15 protein-coding genes are annotated in these 20,108 nt (G+C 72.0%); 4 read left to right on the forward strand and 11 right to left on the reverse strand.

All coding sequences use genetic code 11. The features are described from left to right. Positions 1-27: 27 nt before the first annotated feature. The 3 genes from ACZ7LE_RS26445 to ACZ7LE_RS26455 form a co-directional block, all read right to left on the reverse strand. Positions 28-1,071 carry a glycosyltransferase family 2 protein gene (locus ACZ7LE_RS26445; protein ID WP_470406189.1) on the reverse strand — a complete coding sequence of 348 codons (1,044 nt, stop codon included), beginning with the start codon at positions 1,069-1,071 and terminating at the stop codon, positions 28-30. A gap of 238 nt (positions 1,072-1,309) precedes the next feature. Continuing rightward, the gene (locus tag ACZ7LE_RS26450; protein ID WP_036959513.1) at positions 1,310-2,203 is read right to left on the reverse strand and encodes an N-acetylneuraminate synthase family protein; all 894 of its coding nucleotides are present in this window, start codon (positions 2,201-2,203) and stop codon (positions 1,310-1,312) included. A gap of 57 nt (positions 2,204-2,260) precedes the next feature. Further along, a complete protein-coding gene (locus tag ACZ7LE_RS26455; RefSeq protein WP_470406190.1) occupies positions 2,261-3,505 on the reverse strand; it encodes a cytidylyltransferase domain-containing protein in 1,245 nt (414 codons plus the stop codon). 324 nt (positions 3,506-3,829) lie between these two features. Here ACZ7LE_RS26455 and ACZ7LE_RS26460 point away from each other — a divergent pair, with 324 nt between their 5' ends. Both ACZ7LE_RS26460 and ACZ7LE_RS26465 read left to right on the forward strand, forming a co-directional pair. Continuing rightward, entirely contained in the window at positions 3,830-5,851 is a 2,022-nt protein-coding gene (locus ACZ7LE_RS26460; protein WP_470406191.1) for a polysaccharide pyruvyl transferase family protein, read from the forward strand. Positions 5,852-5,917: 66 nt separating this feature from the next. Continuing rightward, the gene (locus tag ACZ7LE_RS26465) at positions 5,918-7,828 is read left to right on the forward strand and encodes a glycosyltransferase (RefSeq protein WP_470406192.1); all 1,911 of its coding nucleotides are present in this window, start codon (positions 5,918-5,920) and stop codon (positions 7,826-7,828) included. A gap of 151 nt (positions 7,829-7,979) precedes the next feature. Here ACZ7LE_RS26465 and ACZ7LE_RS26470 read toward each other — a convergent pair whose 3' ends face one another. From ACZ7LE_RS26470 to ACZ7LE_RS26490, 5 genes are all read right to left on the reverse strand, one after another. Further along, positions 7,980-9,362, reverse strand: a complete 1,383-nt coding sequence (locus ACZ7LE_RS26470; RefSeq protein WP_470406193.1) for a polysaccharide pyruvyl transferase family protein — start codon at positions 9,360-9,362, stop codon at positions 7,980-7,982. Between the two features lie 112 nt (positions 9,363-9,474). Continuing rightward, complete coding sequence (locus tag ACZ7LE_RS26475) at positions 9,475-10,374, reverse strand: hypothetical protein (protein WP_470406194.1); 900 nt, start codon at positions 10,372-10,374, stop codon at positions 9,475-9,477. A gap of 104 nt (positions 10,375-10,478) precedes the next feature. Further along, a complete protein-coding gene (locus ACZ7LE_RS26480) occupies positions 10,479-11,816 on the reverse strand; it encodes a polysaccharide pyruvyl transferase family protein (protein ID WP_470406195.1) in 1,338 nt (445 codons plus the stop codon). A gap of 110 nt (positions 11,817-11,926) precedes the next feature. Continuing rightward, positions 11,927-12,862 carry a hypothetical protein gene (locus ACZ7LE_RS26485; protein ID WP_470406196.1) on the reverse strand — a complete coding sequence of 312 codons (936 nt, stop codon included), beginning with the start codon at positions 12,860-12,862 and terminating at the stop codon, positions 11,927-11,929. 83 nt (positions 12,863-12,945) lie between these two features. Continuing rightward, positions 12,946-14,943: an N-acetylmuramoyl-L-alanine amidase gene (locus ACZ7LE_RS26490; RefSeq protein WP_470406197.1), complete on the reverse strand. Its 1,998-nt coding sequence runs from the start codon at positions 14,941-14,943 to the stop codon at positions 12,946-12,948. Between the two features lie 144 nt (positions 14,944-15,087). Between ACZ7LE_RS26490 and ACZ7LE_RS26495 the strand changes: the two genes are divergently transcribed. Next, on the forward strand, positions 15,088-16,464 hold the full coding sequence (locus ACZ7LE_RS26495) for a SpoIID/LytB domain-containing protein (protein WP_470406198.1): 1,377 nt from the start codon (positions 15,088-15,090) through the stop codon (positions 16,462-16,464). Between the two features lie 10 nt (positions 16,465-16,474). On the opposite strand, the gene ACZ7LE_RS26500 is transcribed toward ACZ7LE_RS26495, so the two are convergent. Both ACZ7LE_RS26500 and ACZ7LE_RS26505 read right to left on the reverse strand, forming a co-directional pair. Then, positions 16,475-16,675: a Trm112 family protein gene (locus ACZ7LE_RS26500; protein WP_470406199.1), complete on the reverse strand. Its 201-nt coding sequence runs from the start codon at positions 16,673-16,675 to the stop codon at positions 16,475-16,477. Continuing rightward, on the reverse strand, positions 16,672-18,153 hold the full coding sequence (locus ACZ7LE_RS26505; protein WP_470406200.1) for a phosphomannomutase/phosphoglucomutase: 1,482 nt from the start codon (positions 18,151-18,153) through the stop codon (positions 16,672-16,674). The genes ACZ7LE_RS26500 and ACZ7LE_RS26505 overlap by 4 nt, the downstream gene beginning before the upstream one ends. Positions 18,154-18,346: 193 nt before the next feature. On the opposite strand from ACZ7LE_RS26505, the gene manA reads away from it, so the two are divergent. After that, a complete protein-coding gene (gene manA / locus ACZ7LE_RS26510) occupies positions 18,347-19,597 on the forward strand; it encodes a mannose-6-phosphate isomerase, class I (protein ID WP_470406201.1) in 1,251 nt (416 codons plus the stop codon). A 126-nt stretch (positions 19,598-19,723) separates the two neighbouring features. On the opposite strand, the gene ACZ7LE_RS26515 is transcribed toward manA, so the two are convergent. Beyond that, a complete protein-coding gene (locus ACZ7LE_RS26515; RefSeq protein ID WP_026366101.1) occupies positions 19,724-20,086 on the reverse strand; it encodes a DUF3499 domain-containing protein in 363 nt (120 codons plus the stop codon). Between the last annotated feature and the right edge of the window lie 22 nt (positions 20,087-20,108).

Genomic DNA, 20,108 nt, shown 5'->3' on the forward strand with positions numbered 1-20,108 from the left:
CAGCACTCAACGAGGGGTAGACGAGGGCTAGACGCCGTCGTCGACCCGGACGCGTTCCGTCAGGCCGCGGAGGAAGCCCGCGCCCCATGCCATGTGCATGGTCACGAGCGTGGCGGGCAGGGCCAGCGCCGAGCGCAGGTCGAGCCGCGGTCGGCGCGTCGCCGCGTGCGCGGACGCCGCCAGCACGCCCAGGAGGTAGGCGGCCGGCGGCACAAGGCCTACCAGCGTCACGGGCAGCGAGCCTGCGACGGCGCCGCCGATCGCCACGAGGACGGACACGCCCAGCACGACGACGGCGGTCGGCGGGGCGAGGTAGCGCAGGTTCGCGGTGCCGGGGTTGCGGCGCACCACCTCGCGACGCCACATCCCGGTGCGCCAGAACTGCGTGGCGACGGCGCCCAGCGTGCGGCGCGGCTTGTACTCGACCACGAGCGACGGGTCGAACCACAGCAGGCTGCCGCTGGTGCGCAGGCGCAGGCACAGCTCCCAGTCCTGGGCCCGCACGTACACGGGCGAGTACCCGCCCACGCGTTCCAGGGCCTCGCGGCGGAACGTGCCCAGGTAGACCGTCTCGGCCGGGCCGGCCTCGCCGCCCGTGTGGAAGGACGCGGCGCCCAGGCCCGCCGGGTGGCTCATCGCGCGCGCGACGGCCTTCTGCACCGGGGTGTCGCCGACGGGCAGCATCCGCCCGCCGACGCCGTCCGCGCCGGCGGCCTGGAGGGCCTCCACGGCGCGGCGCACGTACGTGGGCTCGGCCACCGTGTGGCCGTCCACCCGGACGAAGATCGAGTGCCCCTCGGGCATGCGCTCCAGGCCTGCGTTCAGGCCGAGCGGCTTGGAGCCCGTCGGATTGTCCACGACGGTGACGCGTCCGGTCTCGACGGCGAGCTTGTCCGCGATCTCGCGGGTGCGGTCCTTGGACGGTCCCACCGCGAGCACCACGTGCAGCGGGTGCGGGTAGTCCTGGCCCAGGATCGAGCGCACCATCGCCTCGAGGTAGGGCTCCTCGTCACGTACGACGGCGACCACCGTCACCAACGGCATGCTCGCCGCCTCTACCCGCTCGGGCACGAGGCCTCCTCTCGTTGACGCGCTGGCCGGACCCATGGGTCCACGATCTCGTGTTCTGTCAGTAATCGGAAACATCGGAGGCGGGCGCCGCGCGTGCGGTGCCCGCCTCCGACGACTCAAGCTGTGGTGCGGTGTCAGGCTCTGTGGCTCAGACTCTGTTCTTCTGACGCCTGAGCCTGCGGCTCCGCTCCGGGCGGGGCCTCGTTCCTCGGCCCCCACCCTGCGCTGTGCCTTCGGCTCAGGCGTCGACGCGACGCAGGCGCGACATCGGCGAGAACTCGCCGGGCATGACGCGCTTCTGGCCGTCACCGAGCGCCTTCTCGAGGATGCGGATGTCGCGCACCAGGTTCTCGAGGCCCTTGGGCTCGAGCGAGGAGGCGTGGTCCGAGCCCCACATGGCGCGGTCGAGCGTGATGTGCCGCTCGACGGCCACGGCGCCCAGCGCCACGGCGGCGAGGGAGATCTGCAGGCCGGTCTCGTGGCCCGAGTAGCCGACGGGCACGCCGTAGCGCTCCTGCAGCGTCGTGATGGTGCGCAGGTTCGCCTCCTCGGGGGGAAGCGGGTAGGTCGACGTGGCGTGCAGGATCACGAGCTTGCTCGTGTCCAGGATCTCCACGGCGGCGTCGATCTGCTCCAGCGTCGACATACCGGTCGACAGGATGATCGGCTTGCCGGTGGCGGCGAGCGCACGAAGCATCTCGTGGTCGGTGACCGAGGCGGAGGCGACCTTGTGGGTCGGCACGCCCATCTTCTCCAGGAAGTCCACCGAGGGGGCGTCCCACGGAGAGGCGAACCACTGGACGCCCTTCTCCTTGGCGTACGCGTCGATCTCCGTGTACTCCGGCTCCTCGAACTCGACCTTGTACTTGTACTCGAGGTACGTCATCTCGCCCCAGGGCGTCTGACGGATCTTGTCACGCTGGTCCTTCGGCGTGCTGATCTCCGGGGTGCGCTTCTGGAACTTCACGGCCTGGCATCCGGCCTCGACCGCGACATCGATCAGCTTCTTGGCGATCTCGACGTCACCGTTGTGGTTGATGCCGATCTCACCGATCACGTACACGGGCTGGTCGGCGCCGACCTGCAGGTCGCCGATAGTGACCGGCGCGGGCTGCGCGTTCGTCGCGCTCATAAGAAGGTCCTTCCGAAAGGGTCGAGCACAGGGTAGTGCTGTTACGTGTCGTCGGGACTAACCGGTGACGACGGGGGTCTGGGTGGCTGCCGAACCGGCGGTGACTTCACCCGGACGCGCAGCGAGTATACGGTCACAGATCTCACGGATCGCACCGTTCCCGCCCTCGCGGGACAGCACCAGCCGGGCCTGCGCCTTGACCTCGGGACGCGCGTCGGCGACCGCGACGGGCCACCCGACGACGGCCATGGCGGCCAGGTCGTTCACGTCGTTCCCGACGTACGCGACCCGTGCCGGGTCGAGGTCCTGCTCGGCGATCCACGCCCGCAGCGCGGTGGCCTTGTCCTCGACACCGTGCATGACCTGCACCTTCAGCTTGTCGGCGCGGGACGCGACCACCTTGTTGGTCTCGGTCGAGAGAATGAGGAACGGCAGGCCGGTCCGGCGCAGGCGGGACACGCCCATGCCGTCGCCGCGGCTCACGCGCACCTGCTCGGTGCCGTCCTGGTCCACGTAGGCGTGATCGTCGGTGTGCACGCCGTCGAAGTCGGTGACGAGCGCGTCGACGTCGAGCGGCACCGGCGCGGCGTCGCTCTCCTGGTCGACGAGCTGGCGGGCGAGCCAGAGGTCGCGCGGCTCGTCGATCTCGATGGACCACTCGGGCGCCAGCGGCTGGATGCCGACGTCGCCGAAGAAGCGGCGGCCGGTTTCACGGAATCCGTCCGTGCGCATCACGTAGAACGCACCGGTCTCGCGGTAGTGCGGCGCGCGGTCCTGCCGGCGCGGGCGGAAGTCGGTGGTGTGGCCCACGGGCGTCGCGACGCCGTCGTCGATGCGCCACTGGAAGTCGTGCGTCTCGGAGACCGCGACCACGACGTCCTTCTCGCCGCGCGTGACGCGGCGGATGGCGGTGTCCAGGTCCTCGGGGTCGATGAACGGCGAGGTGCACTGCACCAGCACGGTGACGGGCGGGATCTCCTGGGCGGGCAGGCCGCCGTCCCCGGCCTCGACGCGGTCGAGCACGTGCAGCAGGGCCGACTCGGACGACGCCGTGCTGCCGGCGATCTCGGCGGGGCGGACCACCACGCGCGCGCCGTGCAGCCGTGCCTCGGCGGCGATCTCGTCGTGGTCGGTCGAGACGATGACCTCGGCCACCGAGGGGGCGGCGAGGGACGCCTGGACGGCACGTCCGACGAGCGTGATCCCGTCCACCCGCGCGAGGTTCTTCAGGGGTACACCCTGCGAACCTCCCCGGGCCGGGATGACGACGACGGCGGACGGGGTTTCACCGGGTACTGACATACGTGGCACTCTCGGATCGGGACGGGACGGGTACGCCGTCCACAGTAGCGTGACCCGCGCCGTCCGACGCACACGGGCCCGCCCCCGGCGCCGGGCAGGATGTGGGATCCTGCCGTAGCGCGGCGACAGCCGCCGGTCCCCCAGAAGAATCCCCACGAAACGGTATGCGGCGCCCCAGAAGCCGGCGTGACCGTGCCGAGAACGGAGACAGCTCGAGTGCCCGGAACCGAAGGTCGCATGGCGAACTCCCCGCACGACGGCGACGTGCCTCGAGCCGTTTCCCGGACCAAGCGGCGTGAGAACGCGCAGCGTACCGCCGAGGTGATGCGCGCTCTGCAGCGGGCCACGGGCTCCCGGCCGAAGCTCGACGCGGCCACCACGCGCGCGCTCGCGCGGGGCGCGATCGCCTGGAAGCACGTCCCCGCGGTGCACGCGGCGCTGCTCGCCGGCGCGAGCAAGGCGATCGACCGCGGGGACCTGCCGGCCGCGGCCACGCTGACCCGGCTGCTGCGGACGGGCGCGCCCGACGCCGAGACCCTCCGCCTCGCGGGCATCGTCGCCCTCCTCGGCGGCGACGCCGAGACGGCGGAGCAGCACTTCTACGACGCCTCCAAGGGCACCGGCTCGGTGGCCCGCCGCCACGCCAACGCGAAGCGCGCCGTCGAGGACATGCAGCAGTTCGTGGACTTCCGGGCCGGGATGCGCGACGACGACGGCCCGGCGGACCTCGCCGACCTGCGCGAGCTCGCGGCGTCGGTCTCCCTCGCGAACCGCAGGGCGGCGGACGCCGCCTTCGGCCGCTACCTCGTGGCGTGCCTGACCCACGGCGTGGAGGGCCCGCTGGGCGACCTCCTGGACGCGTTCGCCGACGCCGGCCGCATGACGGTGCTGGAGGCACGGCCCGACCTGCTCGACGTCGCCGTCGAGAACGCGGAGTACATCGCGGCCGACGGCGACCACGCCGGGGCGCTGCACCTGCTGCAGGGCACGTTCCGCCAGTACGGGATGGTCACCGAGCGGTACCTCGTCGCCCTCGGCACCACGCTGTCGGCGCTCAGCCGCTACGACGCGGCGCGCCGGGCCTTCCGGATCGCCAGCCCCGGCCTCGGCTCGGCGCGCGCGGCGCAGGTGGCCTGGATCATGCACGACGACGAGTCGGCGCACGCCCTGGCACGCAAGGCGATCCGCCACGACATGCCGCGCTCGTCGGTGCGGACCGTGCTCGCCCGGTCCGAGAACCCGGTCACGCCGGCGGAGGCGGACGCCCCCACGGGCGGCATGGGCCACGTCGCGTTCTACGTGGACCGCGGGGAGAACTTCGGCGACATCGTGCTGCCGGACGCCGTCCGGGACGCGATCACGGAGCCCGCCGGCCCCACCGAGTGGACGTCGTTCCACGCGCACCAGGTCTTCGACGACGAGTTCGTCCGGATCGCGAACGCCCAGCGCGCGCTCGTCGTGGGCGGCGGCGGCCTCTTCCTCCCGGACACCTCGCCCAACTCGAACAGCGGCTGGCAGTGGAACGTGCCGCCCGCCTCGCTCGACGCGCTGACGGTGCCCGTCTACGCCTTCGCCGTCGGCTTCAACCTCTTCACCGGGCAGCGGTTCAAGGGCGACCTGTTCCGCCGCAGCCTGATCGAGTTCACGCGCAAGGCCGAGTTCCTGGGCCTGCGCAACACCGGCTCGATGGAGCGCGTGCGCGACCTGCTGCCCGCCGAGCTGCACGACAAGGTGCGCTTCGTGCCCTGCCCGACCACCGTGCTGGAGCGCATCCGCCCGGACCTGCCCGCCGGACGCACCGGCTCCGGCACGGTCCTGGTCAACGCGGCGTTCGACCGCAGCGAGCGGCGCTTCGGCGGCGGGTACGCGGACTTCCTCGAGCAGATCGTCGAGCTCGCCGAGAAGGCGGGCAAGGGCGGCGCGGAGGTGCGGATCGCCGCGCACACCCGCGGCGACCTGAAGCTGGCGAAGGATCTGGAGGCGGCGCACGACCTGGTGCTGCCCGTCGACGAGCTGCACTACATGGACCAGGCCGACGCGCTCGCCGTCTACCGGCAGGCGTCGCTCGTGATCGGCATGCGCGGCCACGCGACGATGATCCCGTTCGGCCTGGGCACCCCCGTCCTGAGCATCGTGTCGCACCCGAAGATGCGGTACTTCCTGGAGGACGTCGAGCGCCCGGACTGGGGCTACGACGTGGCCGACGCCGACCTCGGCGCCCGGCTCGCGGAGCGGACCCTCGACGTGCTGGCCCGGGAGGACGAGTACCGGGCGGACGTCGCGGACCGCCAGCAGCTGCTGCTCCCGCACGTCCGCGCCGCGGCCGCGGACGTCGCCAAGGCTTGACCTCTCGTGTCACCACATCGCCGTTAGACTCAACCGGTCTCAGTACACCGAAAGGGAGTTATCTCGATGCCCACCATGCGGAGCGTGCCGCTCGGCCGTGAACCGGGCGACGCGGAGATCGCATCGTTCGCCGACCTGATCGACAGGCCCCTGCTGATCGTCGGCAACGGGCCGTCGTCGGCCATGCCTCCCTATCACCGGATCCCGGCGGGCGTGGTCGTCTTCCGGATGAACTGGTTCTTCCTGGAGAGCAACTACCACTTCGGTGACCGGGTCGACGCGTACTTCAGCGCCATCCCGAACGAGAAGCTGGAGAAGCTGCTGCAGGACGAGGTCCGCTCGGGACGCTACGACGTCCGCCGGATCCTCAGCCCGATGCGCCACGCCGCGAACCGCGACGGGGACAAGTACGGCCTGGACCCGCTCGCCGGCGTCGAGGAGCTGGACTCCTGGTCCATCCCGGCGCGGCACCCCCGCCTCGCCCGCGCCTTCATGAGCCGGCCCGGCCTGCCCACCACGGGCATGCAGGCCCTGGCGTTCGGCCTCGGGGTCGGCTTCCGCGAGATCTACCTCGCGGGTGTCGACCTCTACGAGTCCAAGGACAGCCGCTACGGCTACACGGTCACGCAGGCCGCGGAGTCCGCGCTCAAGGACAAGGACCTCACCCCGGGCTACGAGTCGGCCCACGGTCTGGACTCCGACCTCGCGTTCCTGCGCTCCTGCCTCGCCGAGTTCCCGGACGCGACCATCCGTTCGGTGAGCCAGTCGGACACGCTGCACCTGTTCGTGCCCCCGGCCGACGAGCTGACGGAGCGCCCGCACCTGACCCCCGAGGCGGTGCCGTCGCTCGCCGTGTCCAAGGACACCGTGGACCTCGAGCTCCCCGAGGTCGGCGAGGACACCTCCGTGATCGTCCCCGCGGTCGGCGGCCCGCTGTGGAAGGAGATCGACGGTCGCAAGTGCGCGTACATCACCGTGGTCTCCGGCTCGTACCACCACGGCGCGCGCGCCCTCGCGAACTCGCTGCGCGAGCACTCCGACGTCCCGCTCATCGCGCTCGTCACGCCCGACGCCGACCGCAGCGCGCTGGCCGCGAGCGACATCCGGACCATCCAGGTCCCGGGCATCCGCAACCCGATGAACTCGGGCGGCAACAAGATCCAGGCGCGCTTCGCGATGACGTACACGAAGCTGCACGTGTTCCGGCTCGACTTCTTCGACCGCGTCGTCTACCTCGACAGCGACACCGTCGTGAAGGGCAGCCTGGACGAGCTGTTCGAGGGCGACGACTTCGCCGCCGTGCCCGACGCCGGCCTGGACCTGCCCGACGGCAACGTGTTCAACTCCGGCGTCTTCGCCGTGAACCCGTCGCACGGCATGTTCGAGAAGATGATGTCGCAGCTCAGCCACACGACGTCGTACGACGGCGGCGACCAGGGCTTCCTCAACCAGTTCTTCTCGGACTGGCGCAAGCTGCCGCTGGAGTACAACACCACCAAGCGCATCTACTCCCACCACCCGCAGGTGTTCAACGAGGAGGATGTCAAGGTCCTCCACTACGTGGGCCGCAAGCCGTGGGAGCCGACGTCGAAGGGCGAGCGGTACGACCAGCTCGACTACGCCTGGCTCGACTACCTCTCCGACTGGGAGAAGAACGAGCTGGTGCGCGAGCTGCGCCACACCGCGGCCGGCGGCAAGCCGCCGGAGGCCGGCAGCAGCAGCCCGTTCCGGCAGGCCCAGCTCGCCAACCGGACCAACAAGGCGAACGAGGCCGTGCGCCTGCTCGAGGGCGTCATCGCGGAGCGTCAGCCGACGTCGGGCGAGCTGCGCGAGCTGGCCAAGGCGTACCGCCGACTGGGCCGGCACGACGACTGCGCGCGCGTGCTCAAGCAGGCGTACGCCATCGACCCGCGCCGCAGCGTGATGAAGGACATGATGCTGGCGCAGGCGCGCTCCATCAAGAAGAAGCTCGCCTGAGCCGGAGGCGCAGCGCAGGGTGAGGGCCGAGGAACGAGGCACTCGCCCGGAGCGGAGCCGCAGGCTCAGGCGACGACAGACAGAGCCTGCGCCGTGCACAACGACGCCCGTGGGGCGAGAACATTCCGGTTCTCGCCCCACGGGCTTCGTGCTACCGGCTGAGCACCCGACGGGCCCTGCGGCGTCCGGCCCGCACGATCCGCCGGACGGCGGCCAGCGACCCCTGCTTGCCCGAGGCCGCGTGCGCACCCGCGCGGGTGGGCTTCGCGGTGCGCGCGGCGGCCGCGTCGCCCGCCTGCTCCCGCGCCCCGGCCTGCGCGTCGCGGGCGGCCTCCGCCAGCCGGCGCCGCTCGAAGTCGGCGTCGTAGCAGGCCTGCGCGAGGCTGAGCTCCCGCTCGCGATAGGGCACGAGGTCGGCGTCGACCTGCTCCCCTGTGAGGCGCTCGTAGATGACCGACAGGTTGTGCCGGGTCGTGTCGACGAACCGCTGCTGGGTGGCCGCGAGCTCCGCGCGCAGCACCGCGCGCTTCCGGTCGGCCTCGTCGATCCGCGCGAACGCGTCGGTCGCGAAGTCGCTCCGCCACGGGTCGACCAGGAACTCCGGGTGGCCGATCTCGTGGGCGAAGTACTTGATCTTGTTGTTGGTGCTCAGCGAGAGCGGGATGTTGTTCAGGCCGAACGGGATCATCTGCGAGTGACCGCGCGCCCCGAGCACCACCGGCAGGTGCGCGTAGGTGCGCACGCCCTCGAACAGCACCCGGGTGTTCCCGAAGAGCCGGTGCCCCACCAGCCCGAGCTCGGCGCCGTACTCCTGGAAGAACTTCATGTCCGTGCGCTTGTGGCCCAGGAACTCGACAGCCCACCCGTCCTCCTGCAGCGCCAGGACGAGGTCCCGCAGCCGCGGGAAGACGGCGTCGGGCTCCAGACCCGAGTCCACGTGCGCCGTCTCGAGGCCCACCTGGATGCCGATCCGCCGCGCGTCCTCGTCGGGGGGCTCGCTCGCGATGCGCGGCAGCAGCACGCGCGCGATCGTCGTCGGGCACGGCTGCAGGGTGAGCTGCGGGGCGTCCTCCGGCGCCTCCAGCCAGTCGCGCATGTCCTCGACGGCGCCTGTCGAGCGCAGCCCGAAGAAGACGCTCTGCGCCATCGTCCGGTTGACGTGCCTGCGGAAGACCTCGTTGTACCGCTCCGGGTCGAACGGCGCCGGGTTGCCCGCGCCGAACACGATGATCGGCTTCCTCAGCCGCGCCAGGAGCTCCGTGGTGATGTTCCACTGCCAGCCCGAGGCAGGTGTGGCGTTGGTGCGCCGCGGGAAGATGCCCCCGCCGCCGATGACCACGCCGTCGAAGTGCTCGTTGATGTCGTCCACGAACGCGGTGGTCGCCCGCTCGCGGAACGGGCTGCTGCTCGTGAGCTCGAACTGCTCACCGCCGCCCCAGGAGTTGAAGGTCTGGCGCACGAGCTCGAACAGGAGCTGGTCGCCGTAGCTGTAGACGGTCTTGAGGTCGAGGTGCAGAAGGCGTAGACGTCGCATGGTCCCCTCACATCGCGCGGCTGCCCCCTCTGAGGGGAATATAACCGCGGGCCGCCCGACCTGCGCGGGGACCGCGACGACGTCACCCGGGGCGCGTGCAGCCGCGACGACGTCAGGAGCCGCCGGGCAGGTACGGCGACGTACCGTCCGCGCCGATCCCCCGGTGCAGGGCCTCGTTCGACGGCGCGAGCGTGGCGAGCAGTCCGGCCCGCCGCTCCGGGGTCAGGAGCCGGGGCGGCGGGTGCGTCAGGTTGGAGAAGTGCGCGTCCAGGAAGTGCCGGAGCTCCTGCGTGTCCTGCTTCTCCAGCAGGCCGTTGCCGAGGAGCGCGATCTGCAGCGCCACGTCCGAGTAGCCCCGGTTGACGCTCTCGGTGTTGAACGAGAACGTCGGCGGCACGCCCGCGCCGGTCGCCGCGAAGAAGTCCCGCACGAAGCCGCGCGACCCCAGGGTCTTGATGGTCTCGAAGTACTTGACCGTCAGGTCCGCGCCGTCGGGCAGCGCCGCCCGCATCTGGTCGACGAGCACGTCCCAGCGCAGGTACTCGTCGGCGACCGGCTCCATGAACTCCTCGAACGTGAGGGTGGAGCCCATGCGGACGGTCTGCAGGTAGGCGCTCTCCACGAACCGGTCCTGCCGGCGCACGTAGAACAGCACCGTGACCCGCTCGGGGCGCAGCTCCTCGACGGCGATGCGCAGCACGTCGCCCGCGGCCCGGTAGACCGGTCCTCTGCGGAACGACTGCACCGTCGCGAACAGGTCCTCGTGCGACAGCACGAGGCTCTCGTGGTCGAGCTGGTCGCGCAGCCGCGCGAAACCGAGGCCGACGTTCTCGATCCCGGCGCCCTTGCGGCGCCACCGCGCGTGGGCCCCGCCGGTGGCGGCCTCGTAGTCGTGGCGGACCAGGACCGCGTAACCCTTCGCCCCGAGCTTCTCCCGGTTGGCGTTGAGGGCCTTCTGCACGAGCGTGGAGCCGGTCTTGGCGGCGCCCGCGTGGAGCACGAGGTGCTTCATCGCACCGAGAGTACGCGCGGGCGGGCCCGACGGCGCGGATTTCCGGGCACGACGAAGCGCCGAGGCGGTCGGCGGACCACCCCGGCGCTCCGGCTCACGTCAGGTCAGCCGCCCATGAGGCGCTTGCGCAGCGGGCGCAGGCGCCGGCGCAGGCCGTCCGGGACGAGCTGCTTGCGGGGACCGCCCACGGCCTCGAGGTCCTTGCGCGCCTTGTTCAGCTCGCGCTTGAGCCGGCCGTTGTCCTGCTCGAGCTTGTCGAACCGCATGGACGAGTCGTACGCCCGGGCCGCGGTGCGGCGCTCCTGCGGCGTCAGCGCGCGGAACGACGGCGTGACCGTCTCGCCCGTGAGGTTCTTGTAGATCGTCGCGAGGTTGTCCATCGACGTGTCGAAGAAGCCCTGGCGGACGCCCGCCAGCTCCTTGCGCAGCTCCGGCTGGCGCTCGTAGGACTCGTTGATGGTGCGGTACAGGGTGTCCTGGAAGCCGTCCGCGCGCGGGTCGATCGCCCAGTCCGCGTGGCCGATGTCGGTCGCGAAGTAGCGGATCTTGTGGTGCACGTACAGGGACAGCGGGATCGCGCCCATGCCGAACGGCACCATCTGCGCGTGGCCGCGCGTGCCCAGGATCATCGGCAGGCCGGCGAAGTACTCGATGCCCTGGTAGAGCACGTCGCGGTTGCCCCACAGCACGTGCTCGCTGTCCACGATGCCCCGCTCGGTGAGCCGGTCGTGGAAGCCCATGTCGGCACGGGCGTGCGGCACGCTCTCGATGCGCCAGCCCTCGCCCGAGAGCTTGGCCAGCACGTCCACCTGGTCGGCGTAGATCTTGTCGGCGTCGAACCCGGCGCGCGCCTGGCGCTTGCCCACGATCGACTCGGCCGAGATGCGGCGCTCGTGCGGGATCTCGTCGCGGAACAGGTCCGGGTACAGGAACGACGAGAGCGTCGTCGGGCACGGCTGGTACGTGACCCGGTCCCGGTTCGACTCCTTGATGTACGGCTTGATGGTCTCCACCGAGCCGTGGTTGCGCAGACCGAAGAACACCGACTTCTCGAGCGTCAGGTTGACGTGCTCGCGGAACGGGTCCTCGAAGTCCGGCTGGTCGATGAAGCGGTTGTTGCCCACCGCGAAGATGATGAGCGGCTTCTCGATGCGGCGCAGCAGGTCCAGCGAGATGTTCCACTGCCAGCCGGAGCGCTGGTTCGGGTTGGTGTCGCTGAGGAACAGGCCACCACCGCCGACGACGACGGCGTCGACGTTCTCGTTGATGAAGTCGACCAGACGCGCGGTCACGGGGTCGCGCAGCTGTCGGCTCTGGACGATCTCGAAGGCGTCCCCGCCCGCGAAGCCCTCGAAGAGCTCGCGCACGGTCTCGAACAGCAGGGTGTCCCCGTAGTTGCCGTACGTCTTGATGTCGAAATGGAACAGTCGAAGTCGCTTCATCGTGTCACGCGCCGGGTCTTGGAATGCACGGGAACCATCCTTGATCAGTGTGGTCAGATCTGCCAAGCCCGCCGCCCCCTGGGCGACGGAACGTCATGTCGCGGTGCGGGTCACTTCCCGCCGCGGAGGTAGGGCGACTCGCCCTTGTTCACCGCGAGGTCCGCCGCGGCCTGCGAGATGCCGGGCGTCACCATCTCGTGCAGCGCCTTGTTGGACGGCGCGAGCTCGGTCAGCATCTGCTCGCGCTGCTCCGGCGTCAGGAGCAGCGGCGACGGGTGCGTCACGTTCGAGAAGTTGGCGTCGAGGAACAGGCGGAGCTTACGGCGGTCCTCCGCGTCGAGCTCGCCGTTGCCGACGAGCGCGAGCTTCAGTGCCGCGTCAGAGTACCCGCGGTTGACGGCCTCGGTGTTGAAGGAGAACGAGGGTGTCACACCCGCGCCGGTCTGCTGGTAGAACTCGCGCACGAACGGCCGCGAGTGCAGCTCCTTGATGCCCTCGAAGTAGTTGACCCGCACCTCGGCGTCCGCGGGGACGGCCCCCTTGATCGTCTCGACCAGGGTGTCCCACCGCAGGTTGTCCGAGGTCACGGGCTTCATGAACTCCTCGAACGACTGGGTCGAGCCCACGCGTACGGTCTGGAGGTAGGAGCTCTCGACGAACCGGTCCTGGCGGCGCACGTACAGCAGCACCGTGGTGCGCTCCGGCCGCAGCACCTCCTGGGCGATCCCGAGGACGTCGCCGGCGGGCGCGTACAGCGGGCCGGTCCGGAACGAGTGCACCGAGGCCAGGAGGTCCTCGTGCGAGATGATCAGGCTGTCCTGCGTCGCCGCGTTCCGGACCATCTCGAAGGCCTTGGTCACGTTGCGGAGGCTGCCGCCCTGCCTGCGCCACCGGGAGTGGTATCCCTCGGTGAGGTTCTCGTACTCGTTGCGGATGAGTACGTCGTAACCACGCGCCGCGAAGGCCTCACGGTTCGCACGTAGGGCCTTCTGCACGAGCGTCGTACCGGTCTTGTGCGCGCCGACGTGCAGGACGAGGTGCTTCACGGGAACCAACCTTTCGGGGCGGATGAACGCCCACGAGGATACAGGCGGTCCCTACCCCCTCCGTGAAGTGCTTCGTGGGAGGCTCACCACCGCACGAACGCCACCCCGCTGACCCGCACCCGGGCGTCGTCGAGCGTGCGCAGCGTCACCCGCCCGGACATGGTCCGCGGGAGGCGGACGGTGAGGACCCGCTGCGCCGCGCTCGGCCGGTCGGTGTCGAGCACCCCCACGCGGGTGGACCCCACGTACACGGCCAGCCGCCCGCGCCCGGGCGCCGTCGCGGTCATGACCCGCACCTGGGTCACGCGCTCGACGTCGGACACCACGAGCCGGCTGTCGGCGTGCACGGTGGACCAGGCCCGGTCCCGGAAGTAGGCGTCGTTGCGCACCAGGGCCCAGGTGCCCGTGGTGCGGGCCATCGAGGCGAACGACACGGGGCGGGTGGTGCGCACGAGGTGCGAGATCGGGCCGAGCCGGCCGTTGCGGTCGACCGCCCGCACGGCGTACTGCACCGACAGCCCCTCGGCGGCGTACAGGTTGGCCGAGGTGCCCGACACCGTGACGATCCGCCGCCAGTAGCGCTCGTTCGGCATGGGCGACCGGTAGCCGGCGTAGCGCTCCAGCACCTGGTAGCGCACCGCCCCCGGTTCGGCGGCCCAGTGGAACCGCGTCCGGGCCGGCCACTGGATCGGGTACTGGTTCCCCTTCGCGGCGCGGGCCGTGATCGTGCCGGTCGTGAAGCGCACGGTGCCGTACCGGTCGAGCGCGGCGTTCTTCATCGCGTTCACCGCCCGGCGGATCGCCGGGAGCCGTTCGGCCAGCTGGGTACCGGGGCACGCGGTCCAGTTCGTGGTGCGGTGGCCGAGGATGCGGGGCACCCGCACCACGTCGCCCGGGTCGCTGCGCGTGCCGGACCCCGAGCTGCCGCCGTTCGGCAGGCCCACGGTCCCGGTCACGGGCATGTGGTAGCGGTAGGCCTTCCACGCGAGCACGCGCTCCAGGCTGCGCAGCAGGGACGACGTCGGGGAGGCCGAGTCGAAGCTGCCCATCGCGGAGATGCCGATGGTGCCGGTGTTGAAGCCCCCGGCCTGCGCGCCGATCGGGTTGTCCGTCGCCGCCTCCCGGCGCCCGACGAAGACCGTCCCGTACCGGTCGACGAGGAACTGGTAGCCGATGTCCGGCCAGTCCCGGGACTGCGTGTGGTAGGCGTAGATGCCGCGGACGATCGCCGCCGACTGGCTCCGGCTGTACGCGTTGGTGCCCGCCGTGTGGTGCACGTACATCGCGTCCAGCCGGCCCGACACCTCGGGCCACACCTCGCCCAGCGACTCGTCGGCGCCCCAGCCGCTGCGCGGCACGAGCGCTGGCCGGATCTCGTCGCCGGTCGCCGCGTTCGCCGAGCCCGCCGGCTGCGCCGTCGCCCCCGCGTTCGCGTCGGCGGCCGTCGCGCCCGGATCCACGACGTGGACGCGCAGGCCGGACGGCGTCCGCCCGCTCACCGTCCGCACGCGGGCCTGCACGGCGTCGGCGCCGGCAGAGAGGAACGGCTCGGTACCGGCCCGGCCTCCCGGGACGCCCGTGCCGTCGGCGCCGACCTCCTCGACGCCGACCGACTGCCAGGCGCCCCAGGCGTCGTCCTCCCGGACGCGCAGGGCGACCTCGGTGACCTCCTCGTCCGAGGCGGCGTCCCAGGTGACGCCGGCGACGAGGAACTCCAGGGTCTCGGTGCGGGGGCTCAGCGCCGCGAGCCGGCCGGGCGCCGCCCCGGCGTCGTCCGCAGACCCGGACCGCGTGCCGCCCGCCGTGCCCGCCCCGCCGTCGGCCTTCGTCTCGGCGTGGGCGTCGGCGTGGGTGTCCCCGTTGGTGTGCGCGGGGGCCTCGTCGTGGCCCTGCGCCGCGCGCAGGGCGCTCGGGTCGCGCCGCGCCGCGGGGTCGACGCCGCGCAGGCGGACCTCGTCGAGCTCCGGGGTCACCGCCGAGGCCTCCGGAAGGGGCAGCTCGACGGCCGGCAGCAGCACGCCGCCGGCGGAGAGCACGAGTACCAGGGATGTCGTGGTCGTTCGCCGTACGAGTGGCTTCATGGCCCCGACCGTAGGCACGGCCGGGCGACACCGCACCCATGTTGGCATTAATCACCCGTTTCGGGTGAGGAGCGGGTGACCTGCGGGTGACCCCGGGTGCCGAGCGGCGGGCCGTGATGCAGAGTGCAGTGAGGAGAGATCACCATGAGCACACGAGCCGGCGCCGAACGACCCGTCCCCTCCCCCGCCCCGCGCGGCGGACGCGAACGCCAGCCCGGGCGGCAGCGCCCGCACCGCTGGCGCCACCTCCTGCTCCCCCTCGTCCTCGCGACGGCGTCGCTCGTCGCGGCCCCGGGCACCGCGAGCGCGGCGGTGCCCGACCGGTTCGTCATCGAGGGCTCGGGCTTCGGCCACGGTGTGGGGATGGCGCAGTACGGCGCCTACGAGATGTCCCGGCGTGGACACTCCGCCGCGGGCATCCTCGCGCACTACTACCAGGGCACGGTGGCCAAGCGAGTCAACACCAAGACCCTGATCGACGTCCAGGTCTACGGGCCCGACCCGTACTCGTACACGAGCTACGGCGACTCGGGCGCGACCAAGGTCACGGTGCGCGGCGGCGGGTGGCGGCTGCGCGCGGGCGAGCGGACCGTGGCCTTCGGCCCGGCGGGCACGCTGAACGTGTCGACGGCCAAGGGCGACGTGCTGGTGCGCACCCCGGACGGCCGGCTGCACCGGCACGACGAGCTGACCCTCCAGTGGACCGGGACGCCCTCCTACAGGCCTGGCGCGAGCCCCGCGACGGCGAGCGTCAAGGGCGCGCACGGCTCCTACCGGTACGGGCGGCTCCTGCTCAGCGCGTCGCAGGGGGTGCCGAACGTCGTCAACCGGCTGCGGCTGAACACCGACTACCTGTACGGCGTCGCCGAGATGCCGTCCTCGTGGGGCTCCGCCGGGGGCCAGCAGGCGCTGCGCGCACAGGCCGTCGTCGCCCGGTCGTACGCGGTGCTGGAGACGGCGCAACGCAAGGCGGTCTGCCGCTGCCACGTCGTGGACGACATCCGCGACCAGCAGTTCTCCGGGTGGAAGAAGGCCTCGGGCGAGGGCAGCGCGTACTGGCGCAAGGCCGTCAGCTCCACCGCCCGCACGCTCAGCCGGGCGAGCGTGCTGACCTACGGCGGCCGGGCCGTGGCCGCCCACTACTACTCGTCGAGCGGCGGGAGCTCCCGGTACGGCTGGCGGAGCGCCCGGTCCGAGGACGTGTGGTCGTCGGCCGTGCCCTACGAGCGGTCCGAGACGGACCCGTACTCGAAGGCCGCCCCCGGCAACGGCATGGTGCGCTGGGAGCGGGCGCTCAGCCAGGCCAGGGCGCAGCAGCTCTTCGGCCTGGACCGGGTCGCGTCGATCAAGGTGACCGACCGGTACTCGAGCGGTCAGGTCAGGCGGCTCGTGGCCACGGCGCCGAACGGCGCCACCCGGAGCGTGACGGGCAAGGCCGACCAGATCCGGTCCCGTGTGGGCGCGAAGACCTCGGCGGGCAACGTGCCGTCGTCCTGGTTCACGAGCATCCAGCCGGGCTGAGCCCGCCCGTTCAGAGCGGGCGGGCGTCCGACTCCAGCAGCACCGGGATGCCGTCGCGCACCGGGTAGGCCAGCGGCCGCTCGGGATCGGTCGAGTGCAGCTCCGGCTCGCCGCCGGGCCCGACGCCGTCCGTCAGGGTCGCCCCGGTCACGGGGCAGCGCAGGATCTCGCGCACCCACGGCTCCAGCGGCTCGGTCTTGGCAGTGCTCACGGTGTCTCTTCTCCCTCGGCCGGCTCGGCGGCCGGATCACGCACGAGCGACAGGACGTCGTCGCGCACCTTCTCCATGATGTCCTGGTCGGCGGCCTCCACGTTCAGCCGCAGCAGCGGCTCGGTGTTGGACGCGCGCAGGTTGAACCACCACTGCGGGTGCGACTCCCAGTGCGAGACCGTCACGCCGTCCAGGGTGTCCACCACGATCCCCGGATACGCCGCGCGGTACGCGTCGAGCACCCGCTCGGTCGCCGCGGCGGCATCCGGCACCGTCGAGTTGATCTCGCCCGAGCCGACGTACGGCTCGAACATCTCGGCCAGCTCCGACATCGTGTGGTCCTGCGTCCCGAGCGCGGCCAGCACGTGCAGCGCCGCCAGCATCCCCGTGTCCGCGAACCAGAAGTCGCGGAAGTAGTAGTGCGCGGAGTGCTCGCCGCCGAACACCGCGCCGTGCTCGGCCATCTGCGCCTTGATGAACGAGTGCCCCACCCGGGTGCGCACCGTCTCCGCGCCCGCCGCGGACAGCAGGTCGGGGACGGCGTGGGACGTGATCAGGTTGTGGATCACCGTCGGCGTGCGGCCGGCGGTCAGCTCCTTGGTCACCTCCGCGAGCCCCACCAGGGCGGTGATGGCCGACGGCGAGACGGCGCCGCCCCGCTCGTCCACCACGAAGCACCGGTCGGCGTCGCCGTCGAACGCGAGCCCCAGGTCCGCCTCGTTCGCGACGACGGCGGCCTGCAGGTCGATCAGGTTGGCCGGCTCCAGCGGGTTGGCCTCGTGGTTGGGGAACGTGCCGTCCAGCTCGAAGAACAGCGGCACCACCTCCAGCGGCAGCCCTGCGAGGCCCGCGGCGTCGCCCAGGACGGCGGGGACCGTGAGGCCGCCCATGCCGTTGCCGGCGTCGACCACGACCTTCAGGGGCCGCACGCCGGACAGGTCCACCAGCTCGCGCAGGAACCCCGCGTAGTCGGCCAGCACGTCCTGCTCGGTCACCCGGCCGGGCTCGGCCACCGGCTCGGGAAGCCCGCCGTCCAGGTACCGCTGCGCCAGCTCGCGCACCTCGGCCAGGCCGGTCTCCTGCCCCACCGGGCGCGCGCCCGAACGGCACAGCTTGATCCCGTTGTACCGCGCCGGGTTGTGGCTCGCGGTGAACATCGCGCCCGGCACGTCCAGCCGCCCCGACGCGAAGTAGAGCCCGTCGGTGGAGCACAGGCCGATCAGCGTGACGTCCACGCCCTGGTCGGTGACGCCCCGGGCGAACGCGTCCACCAGCTCCGGGCCGGAGTCCCGCATGTCGCGGCCGATCACCATGGCGGGCCGGGCCGCCGCGGCGGCGTCGGCGCCATCGGCGTCCGCGAGGACGACCACACGGGCGAACGCGGCCCCCAGGGCCTGCGCCACGTGCGGGGAGAGCTGGTCGGGGACGACACCGCGTACGTCGTACGCCTTGACGAGGGTGCTCAGGTCGATGGCCACGCCGCCAGCCTACGGAACGCGGACGGCCCACCGCGATCAGGGGTGCCCCCGATCTGCGGGTCGGGGTGCCCCGACCACCGGCCGCCGCCACGCGTCGCGGCACGCCGCCCGTCACGTTCCCGCACCACTTCCCCGCACGGCGTCCCCGCATCCTGTCCAGGAACCGGATGTTTCGTACGGTTATCCTTGCGCGGTGCTTGCGATTGCCCAGTTCCACGCCCCGCTTCCGCTGACCAACACGATCCAGCGGTACGACTGGGGATCCGTCGACGCGATCCCGCACCTGCTCCGCGCGGAGCCGGACGGTGAGCCGCAGGCCGAGATGTGGCTCGGCGCGCACACCAGCGCGCCGTCGGTCAGCGCGATCACGCGCGACGGCGAGGTCGACCACGTCACCCTCGACCGCCTGGTCCGCGAGGCGCCCGTGCAGACGCTCGGCCACCGGGTCGCGGAGCAGTTCGGGCCGCGCCTGCCGTACCTGCTCAAGGTGCTGGCCGCCGGCAAGGCGCTGTCGCTGCAGGTGCACCCCTCGCCCCGGCAGGCCCGGGAGGGCTTCGCGCGCGAGAACAAGGCCGGGATGCCGCTGACCTCGCCGAAGCGGTCGTTCAAGGACGACCAGCACAAGCCCGAGATGATCGTCGCGCTCTCGCAGTTCGAGGGGCTGGCGGGCTTCCGCACGCCGCGCACCATCCTCGACGTGCTGGAGGGCCTGGCGGGCGACATGGTCGCCGGCGTCCGGGCGGCCCTGCTCAACGACCGCAGCCACGACGGCATGCGGGAGGCGTTCAACCACCTGCTCTCCGCCCGCGCCGACGAGGCCTGCGCCGCCGACATCGAGGCGACCCTCGAGTCGGTGCGGGCCCGCCTGGCGGCCGGCTCCCCGTTCGAGCGCGCCGACCACACCGTGATCGACCTCGCCGAGCAGCACCCCGGCGACCCGGGCGCCATCGCGTCCCTCATGCTCAACCGCTTCTCGCTGGAGCCGGGCGAGGCCGCGTTCACGCCCGCGGGCGTGGTGCACGCCTACCTGTCCGGCGTCGGCATCGAGATCATGGCCAGCTCCGACAACGTGCTCCGCGCCGGCCTGACCACGAAGCTCGTGGACGAGGAGAACCTCGTCGCGTGCACCGTGTTCGCCCCGCAGCAGCCGTCCGCCCCCGAGGTGACGACGGCGGGCAGCCGCGGGCAGGTGCACACCTACCGCGTGCCGGTCACGGAGTTCGCCCTGACCACCGCCGACGTCGACCCGGGCGAGCCCGTGGCGCTGCCCGCGACGGGGCCGCGCATCCTGCTGTGCCTCGACGGCGAGCTGGTGCTCACCGCGGACCGCTCCGAGGAGGGGCCCCAACGCCTGGCCCAGGGCGAGTCGGTCTTCGTGCCGCACGACGCCGGCAACCTGGAGCTCTCAGGCGCGGGCCACGCGGTCTGCGCCTGGGTCCCCTGATCCCGCGGCGCGGCGCAACGCGCCGCGCCGATTCAGATGATCGGCAGAAGGTCAGGTGATCGGCACCTCGGGGTACCGATCACCTGACCTTCTGCCGATCACGCGGGCGGGCGGCGCGGGCGGGCGTCAGGCCGAGTTGTCGTCGTCCGCGCGCAGGACCCGGAGGTGGCCCCGGCGGGCCGTCTCCGTCACCGTCGGCGGTTCTGCCGGACGACGCCGGCGGCCGGCCTCGCGCACGGCGTCGGCCAGGGCGGACAGGTCGTCGGGGCTCGGCCCTGCGTCCTCGAACTCGGGCATGAGGCGCACCACCTCCCACCCGCGCGGCGCGGTCAGCCGTTCGGCGTGCTCCGCGCACAGGTCGTAGCTGTGGGGCTCGGCCAGGTGCGCCAGCGGACCCAAGACCGCGGTCGAGTCCGCGTACACGTACGTGAGCGTCGCCACGGCCGCATTGGTGCAGGCCGAGCGCGAACACTGTCTCACCGATCTCACGCGCCGAGACTACGCCGCTGAC

The organism is Promicromonospora sp. NPDC110617 (assembly GCF_055598465.1).